Annotated in this window: 23 protein-coding genes; 7 read left to right on the top strand and 16 right to left on the bottom strand. The window is 68.3% G+C overall.

The genetic code is table 11. The annotated features are described in order from the left end of the window. Nucleotides 1-7: 7 nt before the first annotated feature. The 5 genes from dnaG to L1088_RS01410 are packed head-to-tail and all read right to left on the bottom strand — an operon-like array spanning nucleotide 8 to nucleotide 7,580. Nucleotides 8-1,738 (bottom strand): DNA primase, encoded by a 1,731-nt coding sequence (dnaG, locus tag L1088_RS01430; protein ID WP_234553415.1) that lies wholly within the window; start codon nucleotides 1,736-1,738, stop codon nucleotides 8-10. Further along, nucleotides 1,717-4,317 carry an AAA family ATPase gene (locus L1088_RS01425; RefSeq protein WP_234553414.1) on the bottom strand — a complete coding sequence of 867 codons (2,601 nt, stop codon included), beginning with the start codon at nucleotides 4,315-4,317 and terminating at the stop codon, nucleotides 1,717-1,719. Before L1088_RS01425 ends, dnaG begins: the two co-directional genes overlap by 22 nt. A gap of 2 nt (nucleotides 4,318-4,319) precedes the next feature. After that, a complete protein-coding gene (locus tag L1088_RS01420; RefSeq protein ID WP_234553413.1) occupies nucleotides 4,320-4,730 on the bottom strand; it encodes a hypothetical protein in 411 nt (136 codons plus the stop codon). Between the two features lie 9 nt (nucleotides 4,731-4,739). Continuing rightward, complete coding sequence (locus L1088_RS01415) at nucleotides 4,740-6,941, bottom strand: DEAD/DEAH box helicase (RefSeq protein ID WP_234553412.1); 2,202 nt, start codon at nucleotides 6,939-6,941, stop codon at nucleotides 4,740-4,742. Nucleotides 6,942-6,956: 15 nt separating this feature from the next. Next, entirely contained in the window at nucleotides 6,957-7,580 is a 624-nt protein-coding gene (locus tag L1088_RS01410) for a GNAT family N-acetyltransferase (RefSeq protein WP_234553411.1), read from the bottom strand. A gap of 116 nt (nucleotides 7,581-7,696) precedes the next feature. Here L1088_RS01410 and L1088_RS01405 point away from each other — a divergent pair, with 116 nt between their 5' ends. Further along, the gene (locus tag L1088_RS01405) at nucleotides 7,697-8,776 is read left to right on the top strand and encodes a PIG-L deacetylase family protein (RefSeq protein ID WP_234553410.1); all 1,080 of its coding nucleotides are present in this window, start codon (nucleotides 7,697-7,699) and stop codon (nucleotides 8,774-8,776) included. Here the strand turns inward: L1088_RS01405 and scpB are convergent. After that, a complete protein-coding gene (scpB, locus tag L1088_RS01400) occupies nucleotides 8,723-9,244 on the bottom strand; it encodes an SMC-Scp complex subunit ScpB (RefSeq protein WP_234553409.1) in 522 nt (173 codons plus the stop codon). The genes L1088_RS01405 and scpB overlap by 54 nt on opposite strands. After that, nucleotides 9,237-9,830, bottom strand: a complete 594-nt coding sequence (locus L1088_RS01395; protein WP_234553408.1) for an L-threonylcarbamoyladenylate synthase — start codon at nucleotides 9,828-9,830, stop codon at nucleotides 9,237-9,239. Before L1088_RS01395 ends, scpB begins: the two co-directional genes overlap by 8 nt. Here L1088_RS01395 and pilC point away from each other — a divergent pair. Then, nucleotides 9,829-11,049, top strand: coding sequence for a type IV pilus assembly protein PilC (pilC, locus tag L1088_RS01390; RefSeq protein WP_234553407.1), 1,221 nt, complete (start codon nucleotides 9,829-9,831; stop codon nucleotides 11,047-11,049). The two genes, L1088_RS01395 and pilC, sit on opposite strands and share 2 nt — an antisense overlap. Here the strand turns inward: pilC and L1088_RS01385 are convergent. Continuing rightward, on the bottom strand, nucleotides 11,024-11,476 hold the full coding sequence (locus tag L1088_RS01385) for an EVE domain-containing protein (protein ID WP_038047320.1): 453 nt from the start codon (nucleotides 11,474-11,476) through the stop codon (nucleotides 11,024-11,026). The genes pilC and L1088_RS01385 overlap by 26 nt on opposite strands. Nucleotides 11,477-11,735: 259 nt before the next feature. Between L1088_RS01385 and L1088_RS01380 the strand changes: the two genes are divergently transcribed. After that, a complete protein-coding gene (locus L1088_RS01380) occupies nucleotides 11,736-13,082 on the top strand; it encodes an FAD-binding oxidoreductase (RefSeq protein ID WP_234553406.1) in 1,347 nt (448 codons plus the stop codon). 46 nt (nucleotides 13,083-13,128) lie between these two features. Continuing rightward, nucleotides 13,129-14,088, top strand: coding sequence for a GGDEF domain-containing protein (locus L1088_RS01375; RefSeq protein WP_234553405.1), 960 nt, complete (start codon nucleotides 13,129-13,131; stop codon nucleotides 14,086-14,088). Here L1088_RS01375 and L1088_RS01370 read toward each other — a convergent pair. The 8 genes from L1088_RS01370 to L1088_RS01335 form a co-directional block, all read right to left on the bottom strand. Continuing rightward, the gene (locus tag L1088_RS01370) at nucleotides 14,073-15,152 is read right to left on the bottom strand and encodes a prephenate dehydrogenase/arogenate dehydrogenase family protein (RefSeq protein WP_234553404.1); all 1,080 of its coding nucleotides are present in this window, start codon (nucleotides 15,150-15,152) and stop codon (nucleotides 14,073-14,075) included. The two genes, L1088_RS01375 and L1088_RS01370, sit on opposite strands and share 16 nt — an antisense overlap. After that, nucleotides 15,149-16,183, bottom strand: a complete 1,035-nt coding sequence (aroF, locus tag L1088_RS01365) for a 3-deoxy-7-phosphoheptulonate synthase (RefSeq protein ID WP_234553403.1) — start codon at nucleotides 16,181-16,183, stop codon at nucleotides 15,149-15,151. The genes L1088_RS01370 and aroF overlap by 4 nt, the downstream gene beginning before the upstream one ends. A gap of 171 nt (nucleotides 16,184-16,354) precedes the next feature. After that, nucleotides 16,355-16,891 (bottom strand): YceI family protein, encoded by a 537-nt coding sequence (locus tag L1088_RS01360; protein WP_234553402.1) that lies wholly within the window; start codon nucleotides 16,889-16,891, stop codon nucleotides 16,355-16,357. Nucleotides 16,892-16,955: 64 nt separating this feature from the next. Then, nucleotides 16,956-17,765 carry a menaquinone biosynthetic enzyme MqnA/MqnD family protein gene (locus L1088_RS01355; RefSeq protein ID WP_234553401.1) on the bottom strand — a complete coding sequence of 270 codons (810 nt, stop codon included), beginning with the start codon at nucleotides 17,763-17,765 and terminating at the stop codon, nucleotides 16,956-16,958. Beyond that, entirely contained in the window at nucleotides 17,762-18,883 is a 1,122-nt protein-coding gene (mqnE, locus tag L1088_RS01350) for an aminofutalosine synthase MqnE (RefSeq protein WP_234553400.1), read from the bottom strand. The genes L1088_RS01355 and mqnE overlap by 4 nt, the downstream gene beginning before the upstream one ends. Next, on the bottom strand, nucleotides 18,880-19,560 hold the full coding sequence (locus L1088_RS01345; RefSeq protein ID WP_234553399.1) for a hypothetical protein: 681 nt from the start codon (nucleotides 19,558-19,560) through the stop codon (nucleotides 18,880-18,882). Before L1088_RS01345 ends, mqnE begins: the two co-directional genes overlap by 4 nt. Before the next feature lie 3 nt (nucleotides 19,561-19,563). Continuing rightward, a complete protein-coding gene (locus tag L1088_RS01340; protein ID WP_234553398.1) occupies nucleotides 19,564-20,007 on the bottom strand; it encodes a YqhA family protein in 444 nt (147 codons plus the stop codon). 10 nt (nucleotides 20,008-20,017) lie between these two features. Further along, on the bottom strand, nucleotides 20,018-21,052 hold the full coding sequence (locus L1088_RS01335) for a substrate-binding domain-containing protein (protein ID WP_234553397.1): 1,035 nt from the start codon (nucleotides 21,050-21,052) through the stop codon (nucleotides 20,018-20,020). Between the two features lie 90 nt (nucleotides 21,053-21,142). Between L1088_RS01335 and L1088_RS01330 the strand changes: the two genes are divergently transcribed. Genes L1088_RS01330 through L1088_RS01320 form a run of 3 tightly spaced genes read left to right on the top strand, consistent with a single transcriptional unit; the run spans nucleotide 21,143 to nucleotide 23,370 of the window. Further along, nucleotides 21,143-21,676 (top strand): glycerol-3-phosphate acyltransferase, encoded by a 534-nt coding sequence (locus tag L1088_RS01330; RefSeq protein ID WP_038043654.1) that lies wholly within the window; start codon nucleotides 21,143-21,145, stop codon nucleotides 21,674-21,676. Between the two features lie 9 nt (nucleotides 21,677-21,685). Continuing rightward, nucleotides 21,686-22,480: a fumarylacetoacetate hydrolase family protein gene (locus L1088_RS01325; RefSeq protein WP_135260004.1), complete on the top strand. Its 795-nt coding sequence runs from the start codon at nucleotides 21,686-21,688 to the stop codon at nucleotides 22,478-22,480. Next, complete coding sequence (locus L1088_RS01320; protein WP_234553396.1) at nucleotides 22,474-23,370, top strand: MBL fold metallo-hydrolase; 897 nt, start codon at nucleotides 22,474-22,476, stop codon at nucleotides 23,368-23,370. The genes L1088_RS01325 and L1088_RS01320 overlap by 7 nt, the downstream gene beginning before the upstream one ends. Nucleotides 23,371-23,372 lie beyond the last annotated feature (2 nt).

Below are 23,372 nucleotides of genomic sequence, written 5' to 3'. Positions count from 1 at the left end.
TCTACCCCTAGAGCCTGCGGTAGATGCGCCGCTCCGCCTCGATGGCCTGGTCCAGCTCCTGGATTTCCCGCAGGATCTCCAGGCTGGGGTTCTGGTTTAGGGCTTCCTTGAGCTTGGCCCGCCGTTCCAGGTAGTAGGCTTCCCGCAGGCGGGCCAGGGTTTTTTCCATCACCTCCGGGAGTCTGGGCTCCTCCACGCTAGGGGCCATCATCAGGCGTTCAAAGAGGATGCCCCCCGCTTCCTTGCGCCCGAAGACCTGGCGCAGGTAGTCCCGGCGGGGTTCCTTCCGGGCTAGGTCCAGGAACTCCGCCAGCACCGAGCCCTCCGGAGGCCAAACGTGGTCAGCCACGTAAAGGATCCATTCGGGGAAGCGGGCCTCGTCCACGGAGAGGAGGAGGGCGATCACGTCCAGCTCCAGGAGGAGGGTGCGGTTTTTGGGCTCGGCCTTGGCGGGCGGGGGGGGTGGGGGCTTCCCCCGCTTGCGGCTTTGCAGGTACTCCTCCAGCTGGCGGGGGGTGAGGCCCAGGCGCTCCACCACCAGGGCCTTTAGGCGCTCGGCTACTGGGTCAAAGGGCTCAGGGGAGAGCATCCTGGGGGTGAGGGCTTCCAGGACTTTCCGCTTGTGCTCCGGGCGGGAGAGGTCTAGGGCCTTGGCGGCCTCCTGGAAGCGGAAGGCCACCTCGGGGAGGGCTTCCTCCAGGGCCTTCTGGAAGAGGGCAGGGCCCTCCGGGGAGAGGAGGAGCTCCCCCGGGTCCTTGGCGGGGAGGCGGACGGCGTAGAAGAGGAACTGCCGGGCCAAGGCGAGGTCCAGGCTCTGGAGGGCAGCCTTCTGCCCCGCTTCGTCCGCGTCGAAGGCCAGGTAGACCTCCCGCACCTCCTGGCCCTTGAGGAGGCGGGCCTGTTCCTCGGAAAGCCCCGAGCCCAGGACGGCCACCGCCTCTTGAAAGCCCATCTGGTGCAGGGCAATGGCGTCAAAAAGCCCCTCCACCACGATGGCCCGCCCCTCCCGGAGCTTGGGCTTGGCCTCGGGGAAGGCGAAGAGCACCTCCCGCTTGCGGAAGAGGGGGGTTTCCGGGGAGTTCAGGTACTTGGGGGTTTCGTCCCCCAGGGCCCGTCCCGTGAAGGCCACGATCCGCCCCAGATGGTCCTTGATGGGGAAGGTGATGCGGTGGCGGAAGCGGTCGTAGAAGCGCCCGTCCCGCTCCGCCAGGACGCCTGCTCTTAGCCCTTCCTCGGGGCTCACCCCGTGGCGGCTCAGGTAGAGGAGAAGGCCTTCGGCCTTGGGGGGAGCGTAGCCTAGCCCGAAGCGGGCGATGCTCTCCGGGGAAAGCCCCCGCTTCTTGAGGTACTCCTGGGCCTCGAGGGAGGCGGATAGCCCTTCCAGGAAGTAGGCCTGGGCCAGCTTGAGGACGTCCAAGAGCTCCCGGCGGTTTTGGGGGGCTCCCCGGTGGGTGATCTCCACCCCGGCTTCCTCCGCCAAGCGCTCTAAAGCCCCCATGAAGTCCAGACCCTCGATCCTCTCCACGAAGGCGAAGAGGTCGCCCCCCGCCTTACAGCCGAAGCAGTGGAAGAGGCCCTTTTCCTCGTCCACGTAGAAGGAGGGGGTCTTCTCCTGGTGGAAGGGGCAAAGACCCTTCCAGCGGCCCCGGCCTGCGGGCTTCAGGGCCACGTAGCGGGACACCACCTCTTTCAAGGAGAGGCGGCTTTTGATGACCTCTACCGCTTGCGCCGCATCCATTGGCTCTCCCGCTTGCGCCAGAGTCCCCTAACCCACCTTCCCAGGATACCGTACCCCCGCAACTTCTCCCCCGGCTCCTCCCCCGCCAAAACCGCCTGCCAGGCCCGGGTGAGGGGCACGGACGGGGTGAAACCCAGGAGGTGCTCCACCTTTTCCCCCTCCTCCAGGAGGAGCTGGGCCCTTAGGAGCCTTGCCACCTCCAGGTGGACGGCAAAGCCCGTGCGGTGGGTCTGGTAGAGGAGGTGCTGGGAAAGGGCCTTGGCCTTTCTGGGGGCTTGGGGCCAGAGGTAGAGGGCCAAGGAGGTGAGGGCCAAGTGGTGGACGTAGGGATTGCTGAGGCGGCGGGCCTCGCGGAGGGCCTCTTTCAGCAGGGGGATGGGGTTAGCGTCCTTCTGCCAGCGGTGGTGGGCCAGGGCCAGGAGGGCCAGGCCCCGACCGTCCGGGTGCTGCCTGGCCCGCTCGAAGAGGTCCTCCCGGAAGTGCCCTTCCAGAGTCCAGGCGCTGAGGAGGGCGGCGGCCAGCCAGGGGTGGGGGGCTTGGCCGAAGGCCTGTTCTCCCTCGGCCAAGGCTTGCTTTAGCCGCCCTGTTTCCATGAGGAGGCGGAGGCGGGTGCTGCGGAAGCGCACCTGGGCTTCCAGGTCTTCGCCCTCGGCCTCCTGCAGGAGAGCTTCCGCTTCGGGGTAGTGCCCCAGGTCCATGAGGAGGCCCGCCTTCAGGCTGCGGAGGTGGGTTTTGAGGGCGGGGGGCACCAGGGGGTGGGGCTCGGTGAGGACCTCGAGGGCCAGACGGGGTTGGAAGGCCCGCCACAAAGCCCCCGCCGCCTGCAGGCGGGCCTGGGCTTCCTCCAGGGGATACGGCTTGAGGGCGGGGAGGAAGGGCAGGAGGTCGAGGGGATTTCGGGCCTGCCGGAACGCCTGCAGGGCCCGGTCCTGGGACCGGGGGCCTGAGGGAGCCTCCTGGGCCAGCCCCAGGGAGGCCATGGCGTCTTGGAGTTCCTCTCTGAGGGCTTCTTGCCAGCCCTTGGGGGTGGACCGCAAGGCTTCCTGGTAGAGGGGGATGGCGGCTTCCGGCCTTCCCTCCCGCCAGGTCTTCTGGGCGAGGATCCGCAAGGCCGCGACGGCCTCCTTCTCCCGGCCTGCCCCCTTCAAGTGGCGGGCCATGGGCACCACCTCTCCCCGCTCCCGGTAAAAGTGGGCGGCCTCCAGGTGCCAGGCCCGGGCCCGGTCCTCCGGCACCAGGGCCTGGGCGGCCTGCGCCACCTCGGGTAGGGGCTTTTCCCCCTCCACCAGCCCCTCTTGGTGCAGGCGCTCCCAGGAGAAGGTGCCCACCAGCCGCGCCAAGAGCTCCTGGGGCGCTTCCCCTAAAACCCCCAGGGCGAGAAGGGCCTGCCGCTCCGCCATGGGCAGGGCGTCCAGGGCGGGCTGGAGGCGGAGCAGGGGGGGCAGGTCCGCAGGGGGTACCGCCAGCACCTTCAGGGCCGAGGGGAAAAGGGGGCGGCGGCTTTCCGCCAGGAGGAGGAGGTTGGGGAAGGGGTGCTGGATCAGCCGGGCCAGGGTGGGATCGGGGGCGTGCAGGTCCTTCAGGACCACCAGGAGGGGACGGGACAAAGCGCTGAGCACCCGCCGCCAAGCCTCCAGCATGGCTTCCTCCAGGACCTCCCGCGGCCAGGGGGGGCGGGCCTCGAGGCCCAGGCTGTAGCGCCAAGCGCGCTCTAGCCTCTCCGGCAGTCCCCCAGGGGGCAGAAGGGCTTCCGGGTGGCCAAAGGCCCGCTCCACCGCCTGGAGGAGCGTGGAGCGCAGGGGGGTTTCCGGGCCCATGCGTTCCAGGAGAAGCACAGGTTGTGGGGGGTCTTGCAGGAGCCGCTCCAGGAGCAGGCTTTTCCCGCTCCCCGGTGGCCCCACCAGGTTCAGCTGGGCGGGGGGCTGGGCCAGGGCCCGGCGCAGGGTGGGCAGAAGGGCCTCGGCTTCCGGCCTTAGGGCCAAGGCCACGGCCTCCACCAGGTGCCCCTCCACCGGGCCCAGCCCCTTGGCCTCCAGGGTCCCTATACCCCGGGTGCGCACCCCTGAGGCCAGGGCCAGGGTGCGGGGTTCGCTCAGCACCGCCCCAGGGGGTGCCAGCTTGGAAAGCCGCTCCGCCAAGACCACGGCTGGCCCCACCGCGGTGGGCTCACCCGCCTGGCCGTCCCCCAGGGGGGCCCAGACCACCTCGCCGCTGGCCACCCCTGCCCGGGCGGGCAGGGGGGAGGTCTGCACCATGGTCAAAGCGGCCTCGAGGGCGCGCCAAGGCTCCTTGCCCCGGGCCCTGGGGGCCCCGAAGAGGGCCAGGATGCCGTCCCCCAGGAAGCGGTGGACGAAGCCCCCCTGGGCCCTCACCACCCGGGCGGCCTCCTCCAGGGCCTCTTGCAGGCGGTGGTAGGCGGTGTGGAGCCCGTGGGCGAAGCCTTGGGTGGAGTTCACCAGGTCAAAGAAGACCACGCTCACGAAGCGCCGCTCCTCGGGCAAAAGGGCCCCCAGGGCCCGGCCGCAGGCCATGCAGAACCGGGCCTCGGGGGGGTTCTTCTGCCCGCACTCGCAGCGCATGCCTACTCCCGGAAGAGCATCAAGGGAGGCCAGAGGAGGACCTCAGCCCGCTCAGGAAGGGGTTGGTCGGCGTGGACCACCACCGGCACCGGGCTTTCCAGCAGGTAAAACCCCTCCCCCAAGGGGCGGAAGGGGCCTCCCAACCGGTACGCGGATCCCTGCCGTTCCACGAAGGGCTCCCGCTCCAGGGGCTTCACCTCCCGGGCCACCCCGTGGAGGAGGATGCGCACCGGGCCGGTGGGCGCAGGGGGGGCTCCCCGGTCAAAGGCGTACAGGACGTGGCCCTGGACCAGCACCTCCAGCACCGGGCTCCCCCAGGGTTCGGGAAAGAGGTAAGCGTGGAGGGCATGAGCCTGGAAGCGGGCGTAAAAGGCTTCCGGGTTTTCCTCCAGGGGGATGGGCTTGGGGCTCATGAGAGGAGTCTAATGCAGGGCCCTTCGGGGGAGGGAGAGGGTGAGGTTGGCGGCCAGGAGGAGAGCCGCCTTCTTGTCCAGGTACTGGTTGCCGTTGCCGCACTTGGGCGACAGGACGCAGCGGGGACAGCCCTCCTCACAAGGGCAGCGCTTCAGGAGCTCCAAGGTGGCCCGCATCCACTCGGGGAAGCGCCGGGCCGCCGCGCGGGCGTAGCCCACCCCCCCCGGGTACCCGTCGTAGATGAAGATGACGGCTCCTTGGCCTGAGGGGAGGGGCCTGGGGTAGAAGGGGTAGGAAAGCCCCCCGATGTCCTGGCGCTCCGCCAGGACGAAGAGGGGCAGGAGGCCGATGAGGGCGTGCTCCAGGGCGTGGATCCCCCCGGGGATCTGGTGGGGGGGAACCACCTCGGGGGGGTGGAACCAAAGGGCCTCGGTGGGGAAGGTGATCTCGGGCAGGAAAAGGGGCACCTCTTCCAGAACGCTTCCGGTGAAGAAGCGCTTCTTCACGTAAGCCACCACCCGCTCCCGGAGCACCACCTTGCCCACCCAGACCCCGTGGCCCACGGGTTCGCCCTGGACCACCTCCAGGTCGGTCTCCGCCCTGGGCTCGGTGTAGTAGTCCTCCAGGGCGGGGAGGAGCCAGACCTCCCGCCGTTGTGGGTCGATGTTGCGCACCAGGTAGCTCTCCCCCCCGTGCAGGTAGACCGCCCCCGGGTGGGCCTCCCAGTAGGCCTGGCGCTCGTCCAGGTACCCCAGGACCTCCCCTTCCGGCCCCCGCAGGGTGAAGGTGGTGCCGAGCCCCCGCAAGGAGAGGTCCCGATGGGGGCGGCGCTTGGGGGTAAAGTAGAGCCCGTCCTTTTCCCTAAGCTCCCCGAGGGCCTCGAGGCAGAGCACCTCCTCCTTGGCCAGGGGCTTCTCCCAGGCGGCGGCGTGCAGGTGGAGGGGACAGAGGACGGGGTTTTGGGGGTCGGCCACCGCCATTTCCGGAGGGCTTTGCAGGAGGAGCTCGGGGCGGTGGAGGAAGTACTCGTCCAGGGGGTCTTCCCGGGGGATGAAGACCACCAGGGCCCGCCGCTCCCCCCGGCCCGCCCTTCCCGCCCGCTGCCAGAAGGCGGAGACCGAGCCCGGGTAGCCCACCAGGACCACCGCGTCCAGTTCCCCGATGTCCACCCCCAGCTCCAGGGCGCTGGTGGAGACCAGGACCCGCACCTCCCCCCGCTTGAGGGCCTCCTCCAGGCGGCGCCTCTCCCGGGCGGTGTAGCCCGCCCGGTAGGGGCGCACCCCGGGGTGGGCGGCGTAGCGGGCGATGAGCTCCGCGCTCCGCCTGGCCCCGGCGAAGACGATGGCCCTGAGGCCCCCTTCCGCCAGGCTCCGGGCCAAGTAGGCGGCCTCGAGGAGGGGGCTCCTGCGCCTTTCCCCCTTCCGGTCCAGGGGCTTGGGGAGGAGGACGAGGAGCTCCCGCTCCGAGCGGGCCACCTCCTCCTGGAGGGCCACGAAGGGGAGGCCGGTAAGGTTTTCCGCGTGCTCCTTGGCGTTCCCGATGGTGGCGCTGGCGGCGATCACCTGAGGACTGGCCCCGTAGTGCCGGGCCAGGCGCAAGAGGCGGAAGAGGACCAAGGCCACGTGGGTGCCGAACACCCCCCGGTAGGCGTGCACCTCGTCCAGAACCAGGTAGCGCAGGCGGGAGAGGAAGGAAGCCCATGCCCCGTGGCGGGGCAGGAGGCCAAAGTGGAGCATGTCGGGGTTGGAGAGGAGGACCAGCCCCTCCTCCCGGGCCTTCCGCCGGAGGTGGCTGCCCGTGTCCCCGTCGTAGGGGTAGACCCCCTTCACCCCCAGGGCCTCGGCCATGGCCTTTAGGCGCCTCAGCTGGTCGTGGGCCAGGGCCTTGGTGGGGAAGAGGAGGAGGCTTGTTTCCCCCTCCATGGCCGCCTGGAGCACCGGCACCTGGAAGACCAGGCTCTTGCCGGCGGCGGTGGAGTAGGCCATGACCACGTTCTTCCCCGCCTCCACCTGGAGGAGGGCCTCCTTTTGGTGGGCGAAGGGGATAAGGCCCAGGGCCTGGAGTACCCCGGCGAAGGTCCCTTGGTAGGGGACGCTCCGTGGGGGTCTTTGGGGAAGGGTGCGGGCGAAGACGATGCGACCCCGGAACTCCGGGTCGGCCTCCAGCCACTCCCGGTAGCTTTCCCATCCCTTCAGGGCCTCGGGCAGCACCCTTCCATTATGGCCTCAGAGCTCCTTCACCCAGACCTCGTGGATGACGGGGTGGCCGTGGTAGGGGGCCCAGAAGGGGCTGGCCTTCTTGGCGTGGAGGCGGAAGCCCAGGGCCTGGTAGAGCCTGCGGGCGGCGGCGTTGGCCCGGGTGGTGGAGAGCTGCACCCCCTTCACCCCCTTGCTCTGTAGGCAGTTCAGGAAAGCCGCAAGGAGGGCCTTGCCCAGGCCCTTTCCCTGGGCTTCGGGGCTTACCGCAATGTGCAGGTGGGCGGGGTAGCGCCGCCTGGAGGCCTTGGGGCCGGGGTAGAGGAGCAGGCGAAGGAGGTAGCGCACGTGAGGCCAAACCGGTCCGTACCTTCCGAGAAGGAGCCGGAAGAAGAGCCTAGGCAGGCGGGGCAAAAGGTAGCAGGCCAGGGCCAGGTCGCCGCAGGCACCCAGGATGTACCCCAGGACGGCTCCTTCCTCCTCGGCCACCAGGTTGCAGCAGCCCCGCCGCAGGTAGGGGGCCACGAAGAGCTCGCCCCAAAGCTCCCGGCTGGGGAAGACCCGCTCCCCCGCCCGGCCCAAGAGAAGGGTGTCGTGGGAGAGCTTGGCGATGGCGGGCAAGTCTTCCTCCCGGGCCGGGCGCAGGCGGGGCACGCTTTCAGTCTACGGGCCCCGCCGGCGCCGCGATGGGGGCCCCAAAGAGGCCCTAAGCGCGCCGCTTTGGCTGATGGGGCAACCTTTGCGTGCGGGTCCTGGGTAAAATGCCCTTCGTGCGCCGCCTGGCCCCATGGCAGTGGCTTGTCCTCCTGCTTCTCCTCTACCTGGCCTTGGCCGAAGCCCTCCGCCTTTGGGTGGGGCTCCTCTGGGCGGAAAGGCTGGGCCTGGTGCTGGCCGCCCTGGGGGTCTGGGCCTTCATCAACGGGCGCTTTCTCTTCGCCTACTACCACGCCTTCGCCACCTCGGTGCGGGTGCGGGGGCTTCCCCTTGCCCGGGAGCCGGGGGCAGAGGAGCACCTCCTCGTGCTGGCTCCCCATCCGGACGACGAGGTGCTGGCGGCAGCAGGGCTTATGCGCCGCACCCTGGTGCGGGGTGGGCGGGTGAGCGTGGTCTACCTCACCTCGGGGGATGCCTTTGATTGGGCCGCGGGAAGCCCCCTACCCTCCCAGGAGGCCATGCGCCGCCTGGCCCTGAGGCGGATGGTGGAGGCTTGGCGGGGCCTCGAGGCCTTGGGCCTTCCCCGGGAGAGCGCCTACTTCCTGGGCTTCCCCGACCAGGGACTTTTCCAGCTCTTCACCACCCATTACTACCTGGCCTATGAGAGCCCCTACACGGGGCTTAAGGCGGTGGCTTACCGTGGGTCTTACCGCCTGGGGCTTCCCTATACGGGGAAGGCTTTGGAGGCCACCCTGGTGGAGCTTCTCTCCTCCCTCAAACCCACCCGAATCCTCCTGCCAAGCCCCCTGGATGCCCACCGGGACCACCAGGCCACGGCCTACTTCGGCATGCAGGCGGCGGCGGCCTTGGGGATGGAGGGGCGGCTGGAGTACTACCTGGTCCACGGGGGGTACCAGTACCCCCTGCCCAAGGGCCTCCACCCGCGCCTTCCCCTCTACCCCCCGCCCCGGGGTAGGGGCCTGCCCTGGCACCGCTTTCCCTTGAGCGAGGAGGAGGTTCGCCTCAAGGAGCGGGCCATCCGGGCCCATAGGAGCCAGATGCGCCTCCTGGGGCGCTTTCTCCTGGCCTTCGTGCGCCAGAACGAGCTCTTTAGCCCCCTGCCCATCCCGGCCCGGGAGGCCCTAGCCCCGGAGGAGGAGGGGTGGGCCGTCCTCGAGGGGCGGGAGGTCGTCTAGGCTCTCCAGGCCGAAGACCTCCAGGAAGCGCTCTGTGGTGCCGTAGAGCTTGGGTCTGCCCGGGGCCACCTTTTCCCCCACCACCCGGACGAGGCCTCTCTCCAAAAGGCTTTCCAAGACACCCTCCACGCTTTTCCCCCGCATGGCCTCCAGCTCCGCCTGGGCCACGGGCTGGTGGTAGGCCACGAGGGCCAGGACCTCCAGGGCCGCCTTGGAGAGGCGGGGTGGGGAGGGCTTCAGCACCCGCTCCACCGCCGGGAGGGCCTTTTGGTGCACCACGAGCCGCCACCCCCCCGCCACCCGCTCCAGGGCCACCCCCAGGTGGCCGGCCTCGAGGTCCCGCTCCAAGGCCGCCAGGGCCCGGAGGAGAGCCTCTTCCGGGTAGCCCAGCGCCTTCAACTCCTTGAGGCCCACGGGCCTTCCTGCGGCGAAGAGGACTGCGAGAAGCTCTCCCTTGAGGTCAGGCATCCTGGAGGTAGGGCAGAAGGGCTTCCTTAGGGATGGCCCCCTCCCGAAGGACCTTTCCCGTGCGCAGGTCCACCACGCTGGAGGCCAGCCCCCCCGCTTCCCCGGGAAAGACGTAGTCCAGGGGGAAGCCCCGGGCCTCCGCTTCCGTGCGCACCGGGGGCTCGCCGGTTCGGTTCAGGCTGGTGGCCGCCGCGTACCCCCCCACCCGGCGGAGGAGGGCCCGCAGGAGGTCGTGGGCGGGCATCCTCAGGCCCACAGAGCCATCTTGGCTGATCCAGGGGGGGATGCCCTTCCCCGGCACCACCAGGGTGAGCCCCCCGGGCCAGAAGGCCTCAGCCAGGCGCAAAAACCTAGCTTCCAGGGGTCCCAGATCCGCAAGCTTCAGGGCGCTTTCCAGGTCAGCCACCAGCACCTGGAGGGGCTTGGTCTCCTCCCGTCCCTTGAGGGCGTAGATCCTGCGGCAGGCGGCCTCGTCCTCGAGGCGGGCCAGGACTCCCCAGACGGTGTCGGTGGGAAACGCCACAATGCCCCCCTTCCTTAGGGCTTCCGCCGCTTCATTTAGCTCCTTCGGGTATACTTCGAGCATGCCAGTCTACCAGTATAAGGCCCGGGATCGGCAGGGCCGCCTGGTGGAGGCCACCATCGAGGCCGAGGACCTGCGCACCGCGGCCAGGCTCCTCCGGGACCGCGGCCTCTTCGTGGCGGAGATCAAGGAGCCGGGAAAAGGCCTCAAGGCTGAGGTGCGCTTGCCCGCCCTGGAGCGGGGCCCCGGCTTAAAGGACCTCGCCATCTTCTCCCGCCAGCTGGCCACCATGCTGGGGGCGGGGCTCACCCTCCTCCAGTCCTTAGCCATCCTGGAGCGCCAGACGGAAAACAAGAAGTTCCGGGAGATCCTCAAGCAGGTGCGCACCGACATCGAGGGCGGCCAGGCCTTGTCCGAGGCCCTCAGCAAGCACAAGTTCTTCTCCCGCCTCTACGTGAACCTGGTGCGGGCCGGGGAGACCTCCGGGGGACTGGACGTGATCCTGGACCGGCTGGCCACCTTCCTGGAGAAGGACCTGGAGCTCCGGGGCAAGATCCGTAGCGCCATGACCTACCCCACCATCGTCTTCGTCTTCGCCGTGGGCGTGGCCTACTTCCTCCTCACGGGCATCGTGCCCCAGTTCGCCCAGATCCTCACCGACCTGGGCTCGGAGCTCCCCCTCCTCACCCGCTTCCTCATCGCCGTTTCCAACTTCCTGCGGGCGGCCACCCTACCTTTGGTGCTCTTGGCGGTGGTCCTCGTCTTCGCCTACCGCTGGTACTACGGCACCCCCCAGGGGCGGAAGGTCATCGACCGCGTCAAGCTCCGCATGCCTGTTTTCGGCAACCTGAACCGCAAGACCGCCGTGGCCCGCTTCTCCCGCACCTTGGCCCTTCTCCTCTCTAGCGGGGTGAACATCGTGGAGTCCTTGGACATCACCAAGGGCACCGCCGGCAACAACGTGGTGGAGGAGATCGTGGAGGCGGCTAAGCTCCGCATCCAGCAGGGCGATCCCTTGAACCTCACCCTGGCCCAGCACCCCCTGGTCTTCCCCCCCATGGTGAGCTCCATGGTGGCCATCGGGGAGGAAACGGGGGCCTTGGATACCCTGCTTTCCAAGATCGCCGACTTCTACGAGCGGGAGGTGGACGAGGCGGTGGCCAGCCTCACCGCGGCCATTGAGCCCCTCATGATCATCTTCCTGGGGGTGATCGTGGGCATGATCGTGGCGGGGATGTTCCTGCCCCTCTTCAAGATCATCGGCACCCTTTCCGCGCAATAAGCCTTTCGGCCACCTCCGGGGGAACCGGCATCACGGAAAGCCGGTTCCCCCTCCTCACTAGGGGGTGGTCTTTGGGGAAGCAGGCCCTGAGCTCCTCCAAGGTCACCAAAGGCCAGGCCTCGAGGAACTCCACCTCCACCGTGTACCAGCGGGGCTTCTCCGGGGTGGCCTTGGGGTCGAAGTAGGGGCTTTCTGGGTCAAACTGGGTGGGGTCGGGGAGGAGGGTGCGCGCCACCCGGCAAAGCCCGGCGATGCCCGGGGGGGTTGTGCTGGAGTGGTAGAAGAAGCAAAGGTCCCCCTCCCGCATCCGCATGAGGTAGTTCCGGGCCTGGTAGTTGCGCACCCCATCCCAGACCGCCCTTCCTTCCCGCTTCAGGTCCAGGATGCTGTAGACCTCGGGTTCGGACTTGAGGAGCCAGTAGGCCATGGCCTAGAGTCTAAGGCCATCCCCCCTTGGCTTCGCTGAGGTAGGGGACCGAGGGAGGGGTAGGCAGCCCCCGGGTTGGGGGGAGGTTCCGGGAAAGGGGATGTGGCGGGCCAAGTACCCGCACGCAGAGGTTGCCCCATCGGCCAAAGCTAAACGGCGTACTCATAGCCTCTTTGGGGCCCCCGTCGTGGCGCAAGCCGCGACGGGGTACTTAGGGCAGAAGGAGCGCGCCGCTTCTGGCCTTTGGTAGCCTGGGAACATGGGGGTTTCTGAGGCGATGCTTGGGGAGCTGAAGGCCCTTTTGGGCCCCAGAGTCCTGTCGGGGCCGGAAAAGAGGGTTTACCGCTATGACGCCATCCTGGTGGGCCCCGAGCCCCTGGCGGTGGTCCTGCCCGAGAGCCGGGAGGAGGTGCAGGCCCTGGTGCGCCTTGCCCGGCGCTTCGGCCTTCCCTTGGTGCCTCGAGGGGCGGGAAGCGGCCTCTCGGGAGGGGCGGTGCCGGAGGAGGGGGCTTTGGTGGTGGCCTTCACCCGCATGACCCGCCTGGAGCTGGACCCCCAGGGACGCACCGCTTGGGCCGAGCCTGGGGTGACCACGGCCAGGATCTCCGAGGAGGCCAGGCCCTTCGGGCTCTTCTACCCCCCAGACCCCGCCTCCTGGCGCACCAGCACCTTAGGGGGGAACCTGGGGGAAAACGCCGGGGGGCCCCTTTGCTTCAAGTACGGGGTCACGGGGGATTACGTCCTGGAGCTGGAGTTTGTGGACGCCTTTGGGGAGGTGCACCGCCTAGGTCGCCAGGCTTACGACCTGCCCGGCCTCCTTATCGGTTCGGAGGGCACCTTGGGGCTCATCACGGGGGTGCGGGTGCGCCTCCTGCCCCTGCCCCGGTACCGGGCTACCCTGATGGCCGCCTTCCCCGAGGTGGGCGCCTTGGCGGCGGCGGTGTCCCAGGCCATCGCCGAAGGGGCGGTGCCCGCCAGGCTAGAGTTCCTGGACCCCACCTGCGTGGGGGCGGTGGAGGACTACCTGGGCATGGGCCTGCCCCGGGGGGATGCCCTTCTCCTGGCGGAAACCGATGGGGACGACCTCGAGGTGGTCCAGGAGGAGCTTTCCCTGGTGGAGGAAACCGCGGCCAGCTTTGGAGCTAGGGTGCAAAAGGCCCGGGACGAGAAGGAGGCCGAGGCCCTCTGGCGGGCCCGCCGGGCGGTGAGCCCTGCCCTGGGCCGCATCCGCCCCAAGCGGGTGAACGAGGACATCGCCGTGCCCCGCTCCGCCTTGCCCCAGGTGGTGCGGGAGATCCAGGCCTTGGGGAAGGCTTACGGCCTCATCGTGGCCCAGTTCGGCCACATCGGGGATGGCAACCTGCACCCCAACATCCTCTTTGACCCTGGGCGCGAGCCTGAGGAGAAGGTTTGGGAGCTGGCCCACGAGATCGCTCGGGTGGCCCTGCGCCACGGGGGGGTGCTTTCCGGGGAGCACGGCATTGGCCTCATGAAAAAGGCCTTCTTGGCAGAGGCCATGGACCCCGATACCCTCGAGGCCCTCTGGGCGGTGAAGGGGGCTCTGGACCCTGGGGGGGTGTTCAATCCCGGAAAGCTTCTTCCGTAAAGGAACCCTTCACACAATCTTCACAGCCCGCGGATAAAACCCGGGTGTGGACCGGTTGGCGTGGGTGCTCTATGGGGTGGCCTGGGTGGGCCTCCCCCTGGGCATCGCCGTCCAGCTTTGGATCTTCCCCCCGGGCCCTTGGGCATGGGTCTACGGGGTCTTTGCCCTGGTGTTTCTGGTGGCCCTGTTGAAGGGGCCCAGGGAGGCGCCCCGCTACCTGACCCACGCGGTGGGGGCCTACTTGCTTTTTGAGCTTTGGCACTCGGAGGCCGATTGGGTAGGGGTGGGGTTTTTTGTGCCCGCCGTTTACCTGCTGGCCGCCTTCGCTTACCGCTTCCCCTGGGCCCTGGCCTTTGGCTTCCTGTGGGGAGCGGCCCTGGTGGCCGCGCCTTGGGCGCTGGGTCGGGAAACCGGTCTGGAGTGGGCCCACTTTGTTCTGGCCCAGCCGGTGCTCCTGGCCCTCACCCTTCTCCTGGCCCGCTTCCGGGAGCTCTACGGCCAGGCCCGCTTCTGGCGGGAGCAGGCCCTCACCGACCCCCTCACGGGCCTTCCCAACCGCCGGGCCCTGGAAATGGCCCTAGAGAAGGAGGCCGCCCGGGTGGAGCGGGGGGAGAAGCCCTTCAGCCTGATCCTCCTGGACCTGGACGATTTCAAGCGGGTGAACGACGAGAAAGGCCACCCCGAGGGGGACCGCCTCCTGCAGGAGGCGGCCCGGCACCTGGTGGCACACGTGCGCCGGGGCGACCTGGTGGCCCGGTTTGGCGGTGAGGAGTTCGCCATTCTCCTGCCCGCTACCGACTGCCTGAGGGCCGAGCGGCTTGCGGAAAGGCTCAAGGAAGGGCTGGCGGCCATGGGCGTCACCGCCAGCTTTGGGGTGGCCCTCTACCAGGGAAGCCTCGAGGCCCTCCTCCAAAAGGCCGACCAAGCTCTTTACCGGGCCAAGGGGCTGGGCAAGAACCGGGTGGTGCGGGACACCGAAGGGTGCGGCCTTCAGGGTACCCGGTAGCCTGCCCTTTCCAGGACCTGCCGGGCCGTGGCCCGCTCCTCCCGGGTGGCGAAGGAAAGGCGCAGGGCCCCAGCGGCCTCGCGGATGGTGAGGACCTCGATGTCCTTGATGTTCACCCCCGCCTCCCCCAAGGCGGTGGCGATGCGGGCGATCTCCCCGGAGCGGTCCGGCACCTGGACCACCAGGTCGTGCATCTCAGGAAGGAGGCTCCGCCGCACGATGGGCAGGGCGTCGCGGGTGCGCTTGGCCGCCTCGGCCGCTTCCAAAAAGCCTTCGGGCCGCTCCAGAAGCCCCTCCAGCTCCAGGAGCACCGCCCGAAGCTCCTCTATGGCCTCCTTCAGGGCCTCCTTGTTCTCCACCACCATGTCCCGGCTCATCCGGGGGCTTCCCGAGGCCACCCGGGTGAGGTCGCGGAAGCCGCCCGCGGCCAGGAACATGAGGAGTTCCCGGTGGGGGCTTTGCGCCACCATGCGGTTGAGGGCCACGGCCAGCAGGTAGGGCAGGTGGGAGATGCGGGCCACCAGCTGGTCGTGGAGAAGGGGAGGCATCTCCAGGGGGTAGGCCCCCAGGGCCTCCACCAGGCGGCGCACCCCTTCCTTGGCCTCTGGGCTCGTCTTCTCCGTGGGGGTTAGGACCCAGATCGCGTTTTGCAGGAGCCCGGCGTGGGCGTTTTCCACCCCGGAGCGCTCGCTTCCCGCCATGGGGTGGCCCCCCAGGAAGCGGGGGAGGAGGTTTTCCAAAGCGGCCACCACCTGGCCCTTCACGCTGCCCACGTCCGTCCACAGGCTTTCCGGGTGGGCCAGGGGGGAGAGGGCCTGACCCAGGGGGAGGAGGGCCCGCACCGGGGCCGCAAGGATGCCCAAGGAGAGCTCCCCCACCCAGGGGCCGAGCTCCGTGTGGACCCGGTCCGCCACCCCCAGGAAGAGGGCTTTTTCCAGGGCCTCCGGGTCTTGGTCGTAGGCGTGGACCTCTTCGGCCAGAAAGCGTTCCTTGAGGCCCAGGGCCACGCTTCCCCCCAAAAGGCCCACCCCGAAGACGCCCACCTTGGCGAAGAGGGGTTTCATCCCAGGACCGGGCGGGAGAGGGTCTTGCCCAGGGCCTCTGCCAGGCGCCGGGCCTTGGCCATCAGCTCGGCGAACTCGTGCTCGTGGAGCTGTTGGGCGGCGTCGGAGAGGGCCTTTTCCGGCTCGGGGTGGGTTTCCACGATGAGCCCGTCCGCCCCTGCCGCCAGCCCCGCCAGGGCCAGGGGGATGACCCATTCCCGGCGCCCTGCGGGGTGGGAGGGGTCCACCCAGACCGGGAGGTGGGTCCAGCTTTTGAGCACGGGCACGGCGGAGACATCCAGGGTGAAGCGGGTGGCCTTTTCAAAGGTGCGGATACCCCGCTCCACCAGGATCACCCGCATGTTGCCCCGGGAGAGGATGTACTCGGCGCTCATGAGGAACTCCTCCAGGGTCATGCTCATGCCCCGCTTGAGGAGGACGGGCTTTCCCGCCTCGCCCACCGCCTGAAGGAGGGGGAAGTTCTGGGCGTTGCGGGCCCCGATCTGGAAGGCGTCGGCGTACTCGGCCACCAGCTCCACCTGCTCGGGGGAAAGGACCTCGGTGACCACGGGGAGGCCCGTTTCCCGCCGGGCCTCGGCCAGGATCTTGAGGCCCTCCACCCCCAGGCCCTGAAAGGCGTAGGGGCTGGTGCGGGGCTTGAAGGCCCCGCCCCGGAGCATCCCCGCCCCGTGGGCCTTCACGTAGCGGGCCGCTTTGAGGGTCTGCTCCCGGGACTCCACCCCGCAAGGGCCTGCCGCCACCAGGACGTGGCCGTCCCCCGTCCTACCCGTGGGGAACTGGATGACGGTGGGGAAGGGCTGGACCTCGAGGCTCGCTAGCTTCCAAGGCTTGGAGATGGGGATGACCTCCGCCACCCCGGAAAGGGCTCGGAAGTGCTCCATGAGCTCGGGGGTAGGCCCCTTGCCGATGGCCCCCACCAGGGTGGTCTCCACCCCCCGGGAGAGGTGGGGGCGGTAGCCCACCCGCTCCACTTCCCTGATGACCTCTTCCAGTTCCGCCTCGGTGTGCCCGCGCCGCATCACGATCAGCATGGTTCCCTCCTAAAGGCCTAGGGCGCCCCCGTTTGGGGGCGCCCTCTTGCGGCCAAAGCCTATGCGAACCGCAGGGCGCCCCCGGCGGGATAGTAAAAGCCGAAGAAGCGCCCAAAGGTCCGCATATTGCCCCTAAGCTTAGTGGGGGTGAAAACCCCTGTCAAGGGGCTATCACCGCGCCACGGCCTCTTCTGCCTTGACCGCCTGCGTGTCCACGCTGAAGCGCACCTCGTCGCCCACCAGCACCCCACCCATCTCTAGGGCCACGTTCCAGGTGAGGCCGAAGTCCTTGCGGTTCAGCTTGCCCTCAAAGTGGGCGGCCACGCGCTGGTTGCCCCAGGGGTCCTTAGCGGGGCCATGGGTTTCCACCTCAAAGGCAAGGGGCTGGGTGACCCCGCGGAGGGTCACCTCCCCCTCCACCCGGTACCGACCCTCCCCCAGGGGGGCGATCCGCTCGCTCCTAAACAGGATTTCCGGGAAGTTCTCCACGTCCAGGAAGTCCGGTGAGCGCAGGTGGTTGTCTCGGTCCGGCACCCCGGTGTGGATGCTCCGGGCCTCCAGGCGCGCCTCCACCTTCAGGGGCCTTCCCGCCTCATCGGTTTCCACATAGCCCTCCTTGAGGTTCAAGGTGCCCTTCACCTGGGCGATCATCATGTGGCGCACGGCGAACTCAATGCTGGTGTGGGTAGGGTCTAGGTTCCAACGCATCTTGGCCTCCCTTGGGCCTTGGGCCCAAGGGTATCCTAAGCAAAGTGCTATGAAAAGTCAAGCGCTATTGAGGATAATACCTGGGAGCGAAGGGCAGGCCTAGGGTCTCGGCGAAGGCGGCTAGGCCCAAGCGGTCCGGCTCCTCCAGGTGGTAGCGGAAGTTCCAGAGGTAGTGTTCCATGAGGGCGGGGTGGACCCCAAGCCGCCGGGCCTCGCCCTCGGCCACCTCTCCCAGCCGGGCGAGCCCCTGGCGCCTGGCTCTCCTCAGGGCCTGCACCAGCCCTAAGGGGGGAGGGTTTTCCTTGCGGTAGGCCCAGACGGCGAAGACGAAGGGAAGCCTTGTGCGGGCAAACCAGAGCATGGAGAGGTCCACCACCTCCACCTCCCCAAAGCGGGTGGGGAGGGCGTGGGGGGTTTCCGGCAGGGAGGGGAGCAGCTGGGCGTAGGCCTGGATGGCCCGGTCCCCGATGAGGAGGACGCCATCGTAGGTTTCCAGAAGCTCCAAAGCGCCCTCCGCCCGCTGGTAGCTAGGGGCGATACCCTTTTCCCGCAGGAGGAGCTGGAGCAGGGCCACGCTGGTGGCGCTTTCCGTGGTGAGGGCCACCCGCTGGAGGTCGGCCAGGTTTCCCTTATGGAAGAGGTTGACGGAATAGACCCGGCCCAGGACGGCCACGGAAAAATCGGGAAGGAGTCCCAGCTCCTCCTGGTGTTCCAGGTAGAAATAGCTGGAGACCAAGGAAAGGCCCACCTCCCCGGAGAGGACCAGGCGGTTGAGCTCGGCGGGCACCCCTTGGCGCAGGGACCAGCCGCCCTCCAAAAAGCGGTACAGGGGGGCCACGTTGGCGTAGGGGGGCACCCCCAGAACGTAGCTCATCCTGCGGCGACCTTGTCCCAGACCCGCACCTCCCGGTAGAGGGCATCCCGCTCCACGGGGATCCGCCCCGCAGCCAGGATGATGCGGGCCAGGGCCTCCTTGGAAAGCCCCTCGGGGGTGGGGCTTCCCGCCATGTGCACGATGCGCTCCTCGATGAGGGTGCCGTCGATGTCCGTCACCCCCCAGTCCAGGGCGACCTGGGCGAGTTCCGGGGTCAGGGTGGCCCAGTAGCCCTTGATGTGGGGGATATTGTCCAGGTAGAGCCGGGCCACCGCCAGGTTACGGAGGTCGTCCAGGCCCGTGGTGAACTCCCGCTTGCCGAGCTCCCGGGCCAGCTGGTTCCCGTCCGGCTGGAAGGCCAGGGGGATGAAGCTCATAAAGCCGCCGGTTTCGTCCTGGAGCTGGCGGAGGCGGTCCATGTGGTCCAGGCGCTCCTCGAGGGTCTCGATGTGGCCGTAGAGCATGGTGGCGTTGGTGGGGAGCCCGAGCTCGTGGGCGGTGCGGTGGATTTCCAGCCAGCCCTCCGCGGAAACCTTGGCCCGGGCGATCTGCCGCCGCACCCTTTCGGCGAAGATCTCCGCCCCGCCCCCCGGCATGGCGTCCAGCCCCGCCTCCTTGAGGGCCTGGAGCACCTCCTTGTAGGGCAGGCGGGCGATCTTGGAGAAGTGGTGGATCTCCGCCGCGGTCCAGGCCTTGACCTGCACCCCGGGGAAGCTCGCTTTTAGGGCCCGCACCAGGTCCAGGTAGTAGGAAAAGGGCCTTTTGGGGTGGTGGCCCGCGGTCATGTGGATCTCCGTGAGGCCGGGCTGGTAGCGCTCCCGCACCCAGGCCACCACCTCCTCCACCTCCCAGTCCCAGGCCCCTTCCTCGCCGAACTTCCGTTGGAAGGCGCAGAAGGTGCAACCCACGTAGCAGATGTTGGTCTGGGAAACGCGGATGGAGTGGACGAAGTAGGTCTTGTGCCCGTGCTTCCTTTCCCGCACCCGGTTGGCCAGGCGCATGAGGGTGGGGAGGTCCTGGGTCTCGTAGAGGACGAGCCCCTCCGCAAAGGAAAGCCGCTCTCCGGCCAGCACCTTCTCGGCGATGGGGAAGAGCCTGGGGTCCTTGATCCCCTTCACGGCAAGGAGTCTACTCCCTGGGCGAAGCGGCTGACCAGGGCCTGCACCTCTTTCCGCCTTCCCCCCACGCTCCTTTCTGGCAGGAGGTTCCGCAGGTAGCGGTCCGTGAGGAGGAGGTCGGCATAAGGGTAGACCGTGGCGGCCATCACCGCATCCAGGAGGTCGGAGGGCCGGGGCTTGCGGTTGCTATCCGCGGCCATGCACGCCAGGAGATTTGCTAGGAGGCGCACGAAGGGAACCTCCTTTAGGCCCGTGCGGCTTTGGATTTCCCGCAGGGCACCCTCGAGGGCCTCGCGGTAGGGTAGGCCCCGCAGGGCCTCGAGGAGGCCCAGAAAGGGGGAGAGGTCGGCGGGGGTTTCCCAGTTCCCTCCCGTCCAAAGGAGGTCTTCCCGGAAGAGGCCCCGGACCTGCCGCTGGGCCACCTCCTGCCAGGGCCGCACCCAGAAGCCCTGGGAAAGCGCCGCGAAGACCTCCTTAAGGGCCGGGAGGAGGTAGCCCGCCTTCTCCTCGGGACCTCGGATGGGGTGGAGGGTTTCCAGCACGTGGAAGGGGCTGGGTGGGGCCAGGACTTGGCCCTTCAGGACGTGGAAGAGCTGGCCAAACACCTCGTGCCCCCGCTGGCCCAAGAGGTGCTTGGCCATGCGGCTGGCGTAGTTTTGGTCCAGGTAGACCAGCAAGGGCTATTCTTTGGCCTTGGCCAGCCACAAGGAGGCGGCCAGAAGGGCGACGCCCCCAGCGAAGAGGAGGAAGTCCAGGGCAGAGTTCGGCTTGAAAGCCGAGGCCTTCTCAAAGAACTTGACCACCAGGATCATGATGATGACTTGGCCCAGCTTGGCCTTAAGGTCTGCCAGGCTGTCCACAGCCAAAACGTTTTCCAGGGGAAGGTCCAGCTTGCGGATGAAAAGCTCAAAGAGCCCCAGGCTGAAGATGAGGAAGACCGCTGCCAAAAGGGCCAGGTCCACCGCCCCCACCAAAGCGGGCAACGCCGTCTCCAGGGGCTGGCGGAGGGCAACCAGGGTTTCGCCCAGGGCGTGCCAGGCGAAGTAAAAAGCCCCCAGGAGGAGACCCACCACGGGCATGAGCATCAGCCAGCGCACCAGGTTGGCCAGAAGTTCCAGGCGCATCCTCTAGAGTTTAGGGCACATAGGGAGCCGCTGGGGGGGTTCCTGTGGAGGCCCGTTCCAAGAGCACCGGCTCGAAGCGCACCTCCCGCGGCGCTCCCGCATAACCCTGCATCCTCTCCAATAGGAGCTGAGCGGCCTTGGCGCCCATGGCCTCCACGGGCTGGGCGATGGTGGAAAGCCCCACCTCCTCGGTGAAAGGGTGGCCGTCAAAACCCAAAACCCGCACCTCCCGACCCACGGTGAGGCCCAGGCGCTCTGCCTCCTCCAAGACCCCTAGGGCCACTTGGTCCGCACCGGCGAATACGTTGATGGGCGGAGAGCTCTTCTCCAGGAAGTGGCGCAGGGCCAGCCGACCCCCATCCTGGGAGAGGCGGGTGGTGTAGAGGTGCTCAGGGATAAAGGGGCGGCCCGCCCGCCTCAGGGCCTCCTGGAAGCCCGCCATGCGCTGGGCGAACACCGTGTGGCGGAAGGCCTGGTCGGGCTCCTCTTCCACCTTCACCGCGAACACCGCCCCCGGGAAGCGGGCCAAGTACTCGCCCGCCAGATACCCGCCCTGGAAGTTATCCAGGTAGACGGAGTCGTAGCGGGGATTTTGAGCGTCCACCAACACCACAGGCCGGTCCGTGGGCAGGCGGCCTTCCTCGAAGTGCTCCGTGAGGTCGTAGGAGGCCAGGATGAGGCCGTCGGTGAGGTAGGCCAGGGTGGTGTTCTCCAGGTAGCGCCGGAGCCGGGCCTGGGAGAGGATGGGGAAGAGGGCCAGGTCGTAGCGCTTCTCCAAAAGCACCCCTTCGATGCCCTCAATCAGCCTGCGGTAGAACTCCGTAGCCACAAAGGGCAAGAGGACGCTTACCGTGTAGCTTCGTCCCCCGGCGATGCGCCGGGCGTGGGGGTTGGGGGTGTAGCCCAGCTCCTCCATGGCCCGGAGGACCCGGGCCCGGGTTTCGGGCCGCACCGCCGGGTGGTTGTTGAGCACCCGGCTCACCGTGCCCAAGCCGACCCCGGCCCGGGCGGCCACCTCGAGGATGGTGGGTTTCTTCTTGCTCATAGCCTGGTTCCCTGTTCCCGGTGGAAGCGCTTCATGGAAACTTCCATAACCAGGATAGGGCAAGGAGGAGGTTTTTGCAAGAATGTGGGCATGGCCTACCTGCTTCTGGCGTACTTCCTGGGTTCCCTGGTGGGGGGGCTCCTCTTCTTTCCCGAGGTGCGGGCCAGGGACCTCCCGGGGGGCTCGGGGGTTTTCCGTCAGAAGGGTCCCTGGGCCGCCCTCGGGGTGGTGCTGTGGGACCTGGGCAAGGGAGCCTTGACCCTTCTCCTTGTTCCCCCGGAGTGGCGGGTGTGGGCCGCGGGGGCGGTGGTGGCGGGGCACAACTGGCCCCTTTTCTTTCGCTTCCGGGGTGGGGGTGGGATTGCCCCCTCCCTGGGCTACTTCCTGGCCTGGCTTCCCGGGGAAACCCTGGGGGCGGCTTTTTTGGGCCTGGGGGTGGCGGGGGTCTACCACCTCCTTTACTGGAGGGGGCGGCGTAAGGGTATTTATCCCATACCCTTCGGGGCCATCTTCGGCTACCTGGCGCTTTTGCTCCTGGCCCCTGCGGAGGGGCGGCTCGCGGCCTTGCTGGTGGCCTTGGTGGTGGCCCTAAGGGGTCTGCAAATCCTTTCGGGAAGATGGTAGCGTTAGGGCATGAAGCTCTTACGTTTTAACGAAGGCCGTTGGGGGATACTGGAAGGGGAGCTGGTTCTGGAAACGGATGGTCCAGGGGGAAACCCCACGGGGAGGCGCTACGACCTGGCCTCGGTGCGCCTTCTGGCCCCGGCCGCGCCCAGCAAGATCGTGTGCGTGGGAAGAAACTACCGGGAACACATCCGGGAGATGGGGCACGATTTCGGCCAGGACCTGCCCAAGGAGCCGGGCCTGTTCCTGAAGGCCCCCAACACCCTGGCCCACCCCGGAAACCCGCGGGATCCCTGGAACACGGGGGATGCGGTGCCCTACCCCTTCTTCACCCAGGAGCTTCACTATGAGGGGGAGCTGGCGGTGGTCATCGGCGACCGCATGCGGAATGTATCCCCGGAAAAAGCCCTGGACCACGTGCTGGGGTACACCATCGCCGTGGACATCACCGCCCGGGATGCGCAGAGGCAGGACCTCCAGTGGGTGCGGGCCAAGAGCGCGGACAAGTTCTTGCCCTTAGGCCCCTGGATTGAAACCGATCTGGACCCGCAAAACACCTGGGTGCGCACCTACGTGAACGACCAGCTCCGCCAGGAGGGGCACACCTCCGCCATGATCTTCAGCGTGGCCGAGATCCTCTCCTACATCTCCAGCTTCATGACCCTCGAGCCCCTGGATGTGGTCCTCACCGGCACCCCCGAGGGGGTGGGGGCCCTAAGCCCGGGGGACCGGATCGAGGTGGCGGTGGAGGGCATCGGCACCCTGCACACCCGCATCGGCCCTAAGGAGGAGCGCCCATGGTGAGGGTCTTGGACCTCCGCTTCCAGGGAGTGGAAAGGGTGATTGCCAGCTTCCTCCTGGACTCCAGGGAGGGGCCGGTGTTGATCGAAACCGGGCCCGAGAGCACTTATCCCCGCCTCGAGGCGGCCTTAAAGCAGGAGGGAGTGGACCCGAAGGAGGTCCGCCATGTCTTCGTGACCCACATCCACCTGGACCACGCCGGGGCCGCTTGGCGGTTGGCCGAGCTTGGGGCCACGGTGTACGTGCATCCCCGGGGGGCCCCGCACCTGGTGGACCCCTCGAGGCTTCTGACCTCCGCGGAGCGCATCTACGGGGCGATGCTGAAACCCCTCTGGGGGGAGCTCAAGGGGATCCCCCAGGAGCGGGTGCGGGTCCTGGAGGACGGGGAGGTGGTGGACCTCGGGGGGCTTAGGGTCCAGGCCCTGGAAACCCTGGGCCACGCCTCCCACCACCACGCCTACCTGGTGGAGGGGGCGCTTTTCGCTGGGGACATCGCCGGGGTGCGCATCGCCCCCGGGCCGGTCCTCCCTCCCACCCCACCCCCCGACATCCACCTGGAAAGTTGGTCCGCTTCCCTGGATCGCATCCTGACCCTAAGGCCCGAGGTCCTCTACCTCACCCACTTCGGCCCGTACCGGGATGTGGAGGCCCACCTCCTGGCCCTGCGGGGAGTCCTGGAGGAGTGGGCGGGCTGGGTCCTGCACCGGCTCAAGGAGGGGCTTCCCCTGGAGGAGATGACCAAGCGCTTTGAGGCCTACTGGCGGGAGGGCCTGAGGCGAGCCGGGGTGGAGGAGGAGGGAATGCGCCTCTACGAGCTCGCCGATCCCCCCTACATGAACCTGCAGGGCCTTTTGCGCTACTGGCAGAAGCACCACCCGGAGGTTCTGGGATAGGC

Source organism: Thermus caliditerrae (assembly GCF_021462525.1).
Classification (GTDB): domain Bacteria; phylum Deinococcota; class Deinococci; order Deinococcales; family Thermaceae; genus Thermus; species Thermus caliditerrae.
This window is presented reverse-complemented; position numbering and strand designations above follow the sequence as displayed.

Excerpts from the sequence above, each read along its gene's own strand:
- scpB (WP_234553409.1), bottom strand. The coding sequence starts at position 9,244 with ATGCCTGACCTCAAGGGAGAGCTTCTCGCAGTCCTCTTCGCCGCAGGA.
- aroF (WP_234553403.1), bottom strand. The coding sequence starts at position 16,183 with ATGCTGATCGTGATGCGGCGCGGGCACACCGAGGCGGAACTGGAAGAG.
- pilC (WP_234553407.1), top strand. The coding sequence starts at position 9,829 with ATGCCAGTCTACCAGTATAAGGCCCGGGATCGGCAGGGCCGCCTGGTG.
- L1088_RS01320 (WP_234553396.1), top strand. The coding sequence starts at position 22,474 with ATGGTGAGGGTCTTGGACCTCCGCTTCCAGGGAGTGGAAAGGGTGATT.
- dnaG (WP_234553415.1), bottom strand. The coding sequence starts at position 1,738 with ATGGATGCGGCGCAAGCGGTAGAGGTCATCAAAAGCCGCCTCTCCTTG.
- L1088_RS01355 (WP_234553401.1), bottom strand. The coding sequence starts at position 17,765 with ATGAGCTACGTTCTGGGGGTGCCCCCCTACGCCAACGTGGCCCCCCTG.
- L1088_RS01360 (WP_234553402.1), bottom strand. The coding sequence starts at position 16,891 with ATGCGTTGGAACCTAGACCCTACCCACACCAGCATTGAGTTCGCCGTG.
- L1088_RS01380 (WP_234553406.1), top strand. The coding sequence starts at position 11,736 with ATGGGGGTTTCTGAGGCGATGCTTGGGGAGCTGAAGGCCCTTTTGGGC.
- L1088_RS01395 (WP_234553408.1), bottom strand. The coding sequence starts at position 9,830 with ATGCTCGAAGTATACCCGAAGGAGCTAAATGAAGCGGCGGAAGCCCTA.
- L1088_RS01335 (WP_234553397.1), bottom strand. The coding sequence starts at position 21,052 with ATGAGCAAGAAGAAACCCACCATCCTCGAGGTGGCCGCCCGGGCCGGG.
- L1088_RS01370 (WP_234553404.1), bottom strand. The coding sequence starts at position 15,152 with ATGAAACCCCTCTTCGCCAAGGTGGGCGTCTTCGGGGTGGGCCTTTTG.
- L1088_RS01325 (WP_135260004.1), top strand. The coding sequence starts at position 21,686 with ATGAAGCTCTTACGTTTTAACGAAGGCCGTTGGGGGATACTGGAAGGG.
- L1088_RS01425 (WP_234553414.1), bottom strand. The coding sequence starts at position 4,317 with ATGCGCTGCGAGTGCGGGCAGAAGAACCCCCCCGAGGCCCGGTTCTGC.
- L1088_RS01330 (WP_038043654.1), top strand. The coding sequence starts at position 21,143 with ATGGCCTACCTGCTTCTGGCGTACTTCCTGGGTTCCCTGGTGGGGGGG.
- L1088_RS01385 (WP_038047320.1), bottom strand. The coding sequence starts at position 11,476 with ATGGCCTACTGGCTCCTCAAGTCCGAACCCGAGGTCTACAGCATCCTG.
- L1088_RS01340 (WP_234553398.1), bottom strand. The coding sequence starts at position 20,007 with ATGCGCCTGGAACTTCTGGCCAACCTGGTGCGCTGGCTGATGCTCATG.
- L1088_RS01420 (WP_234553413.1), bottom strand. The coding sequence starts at position 4,730 with ATGAGCCCCAAGCCCATCCCCCTGGAGGAAAACCCGGAAGCCTTTTAC.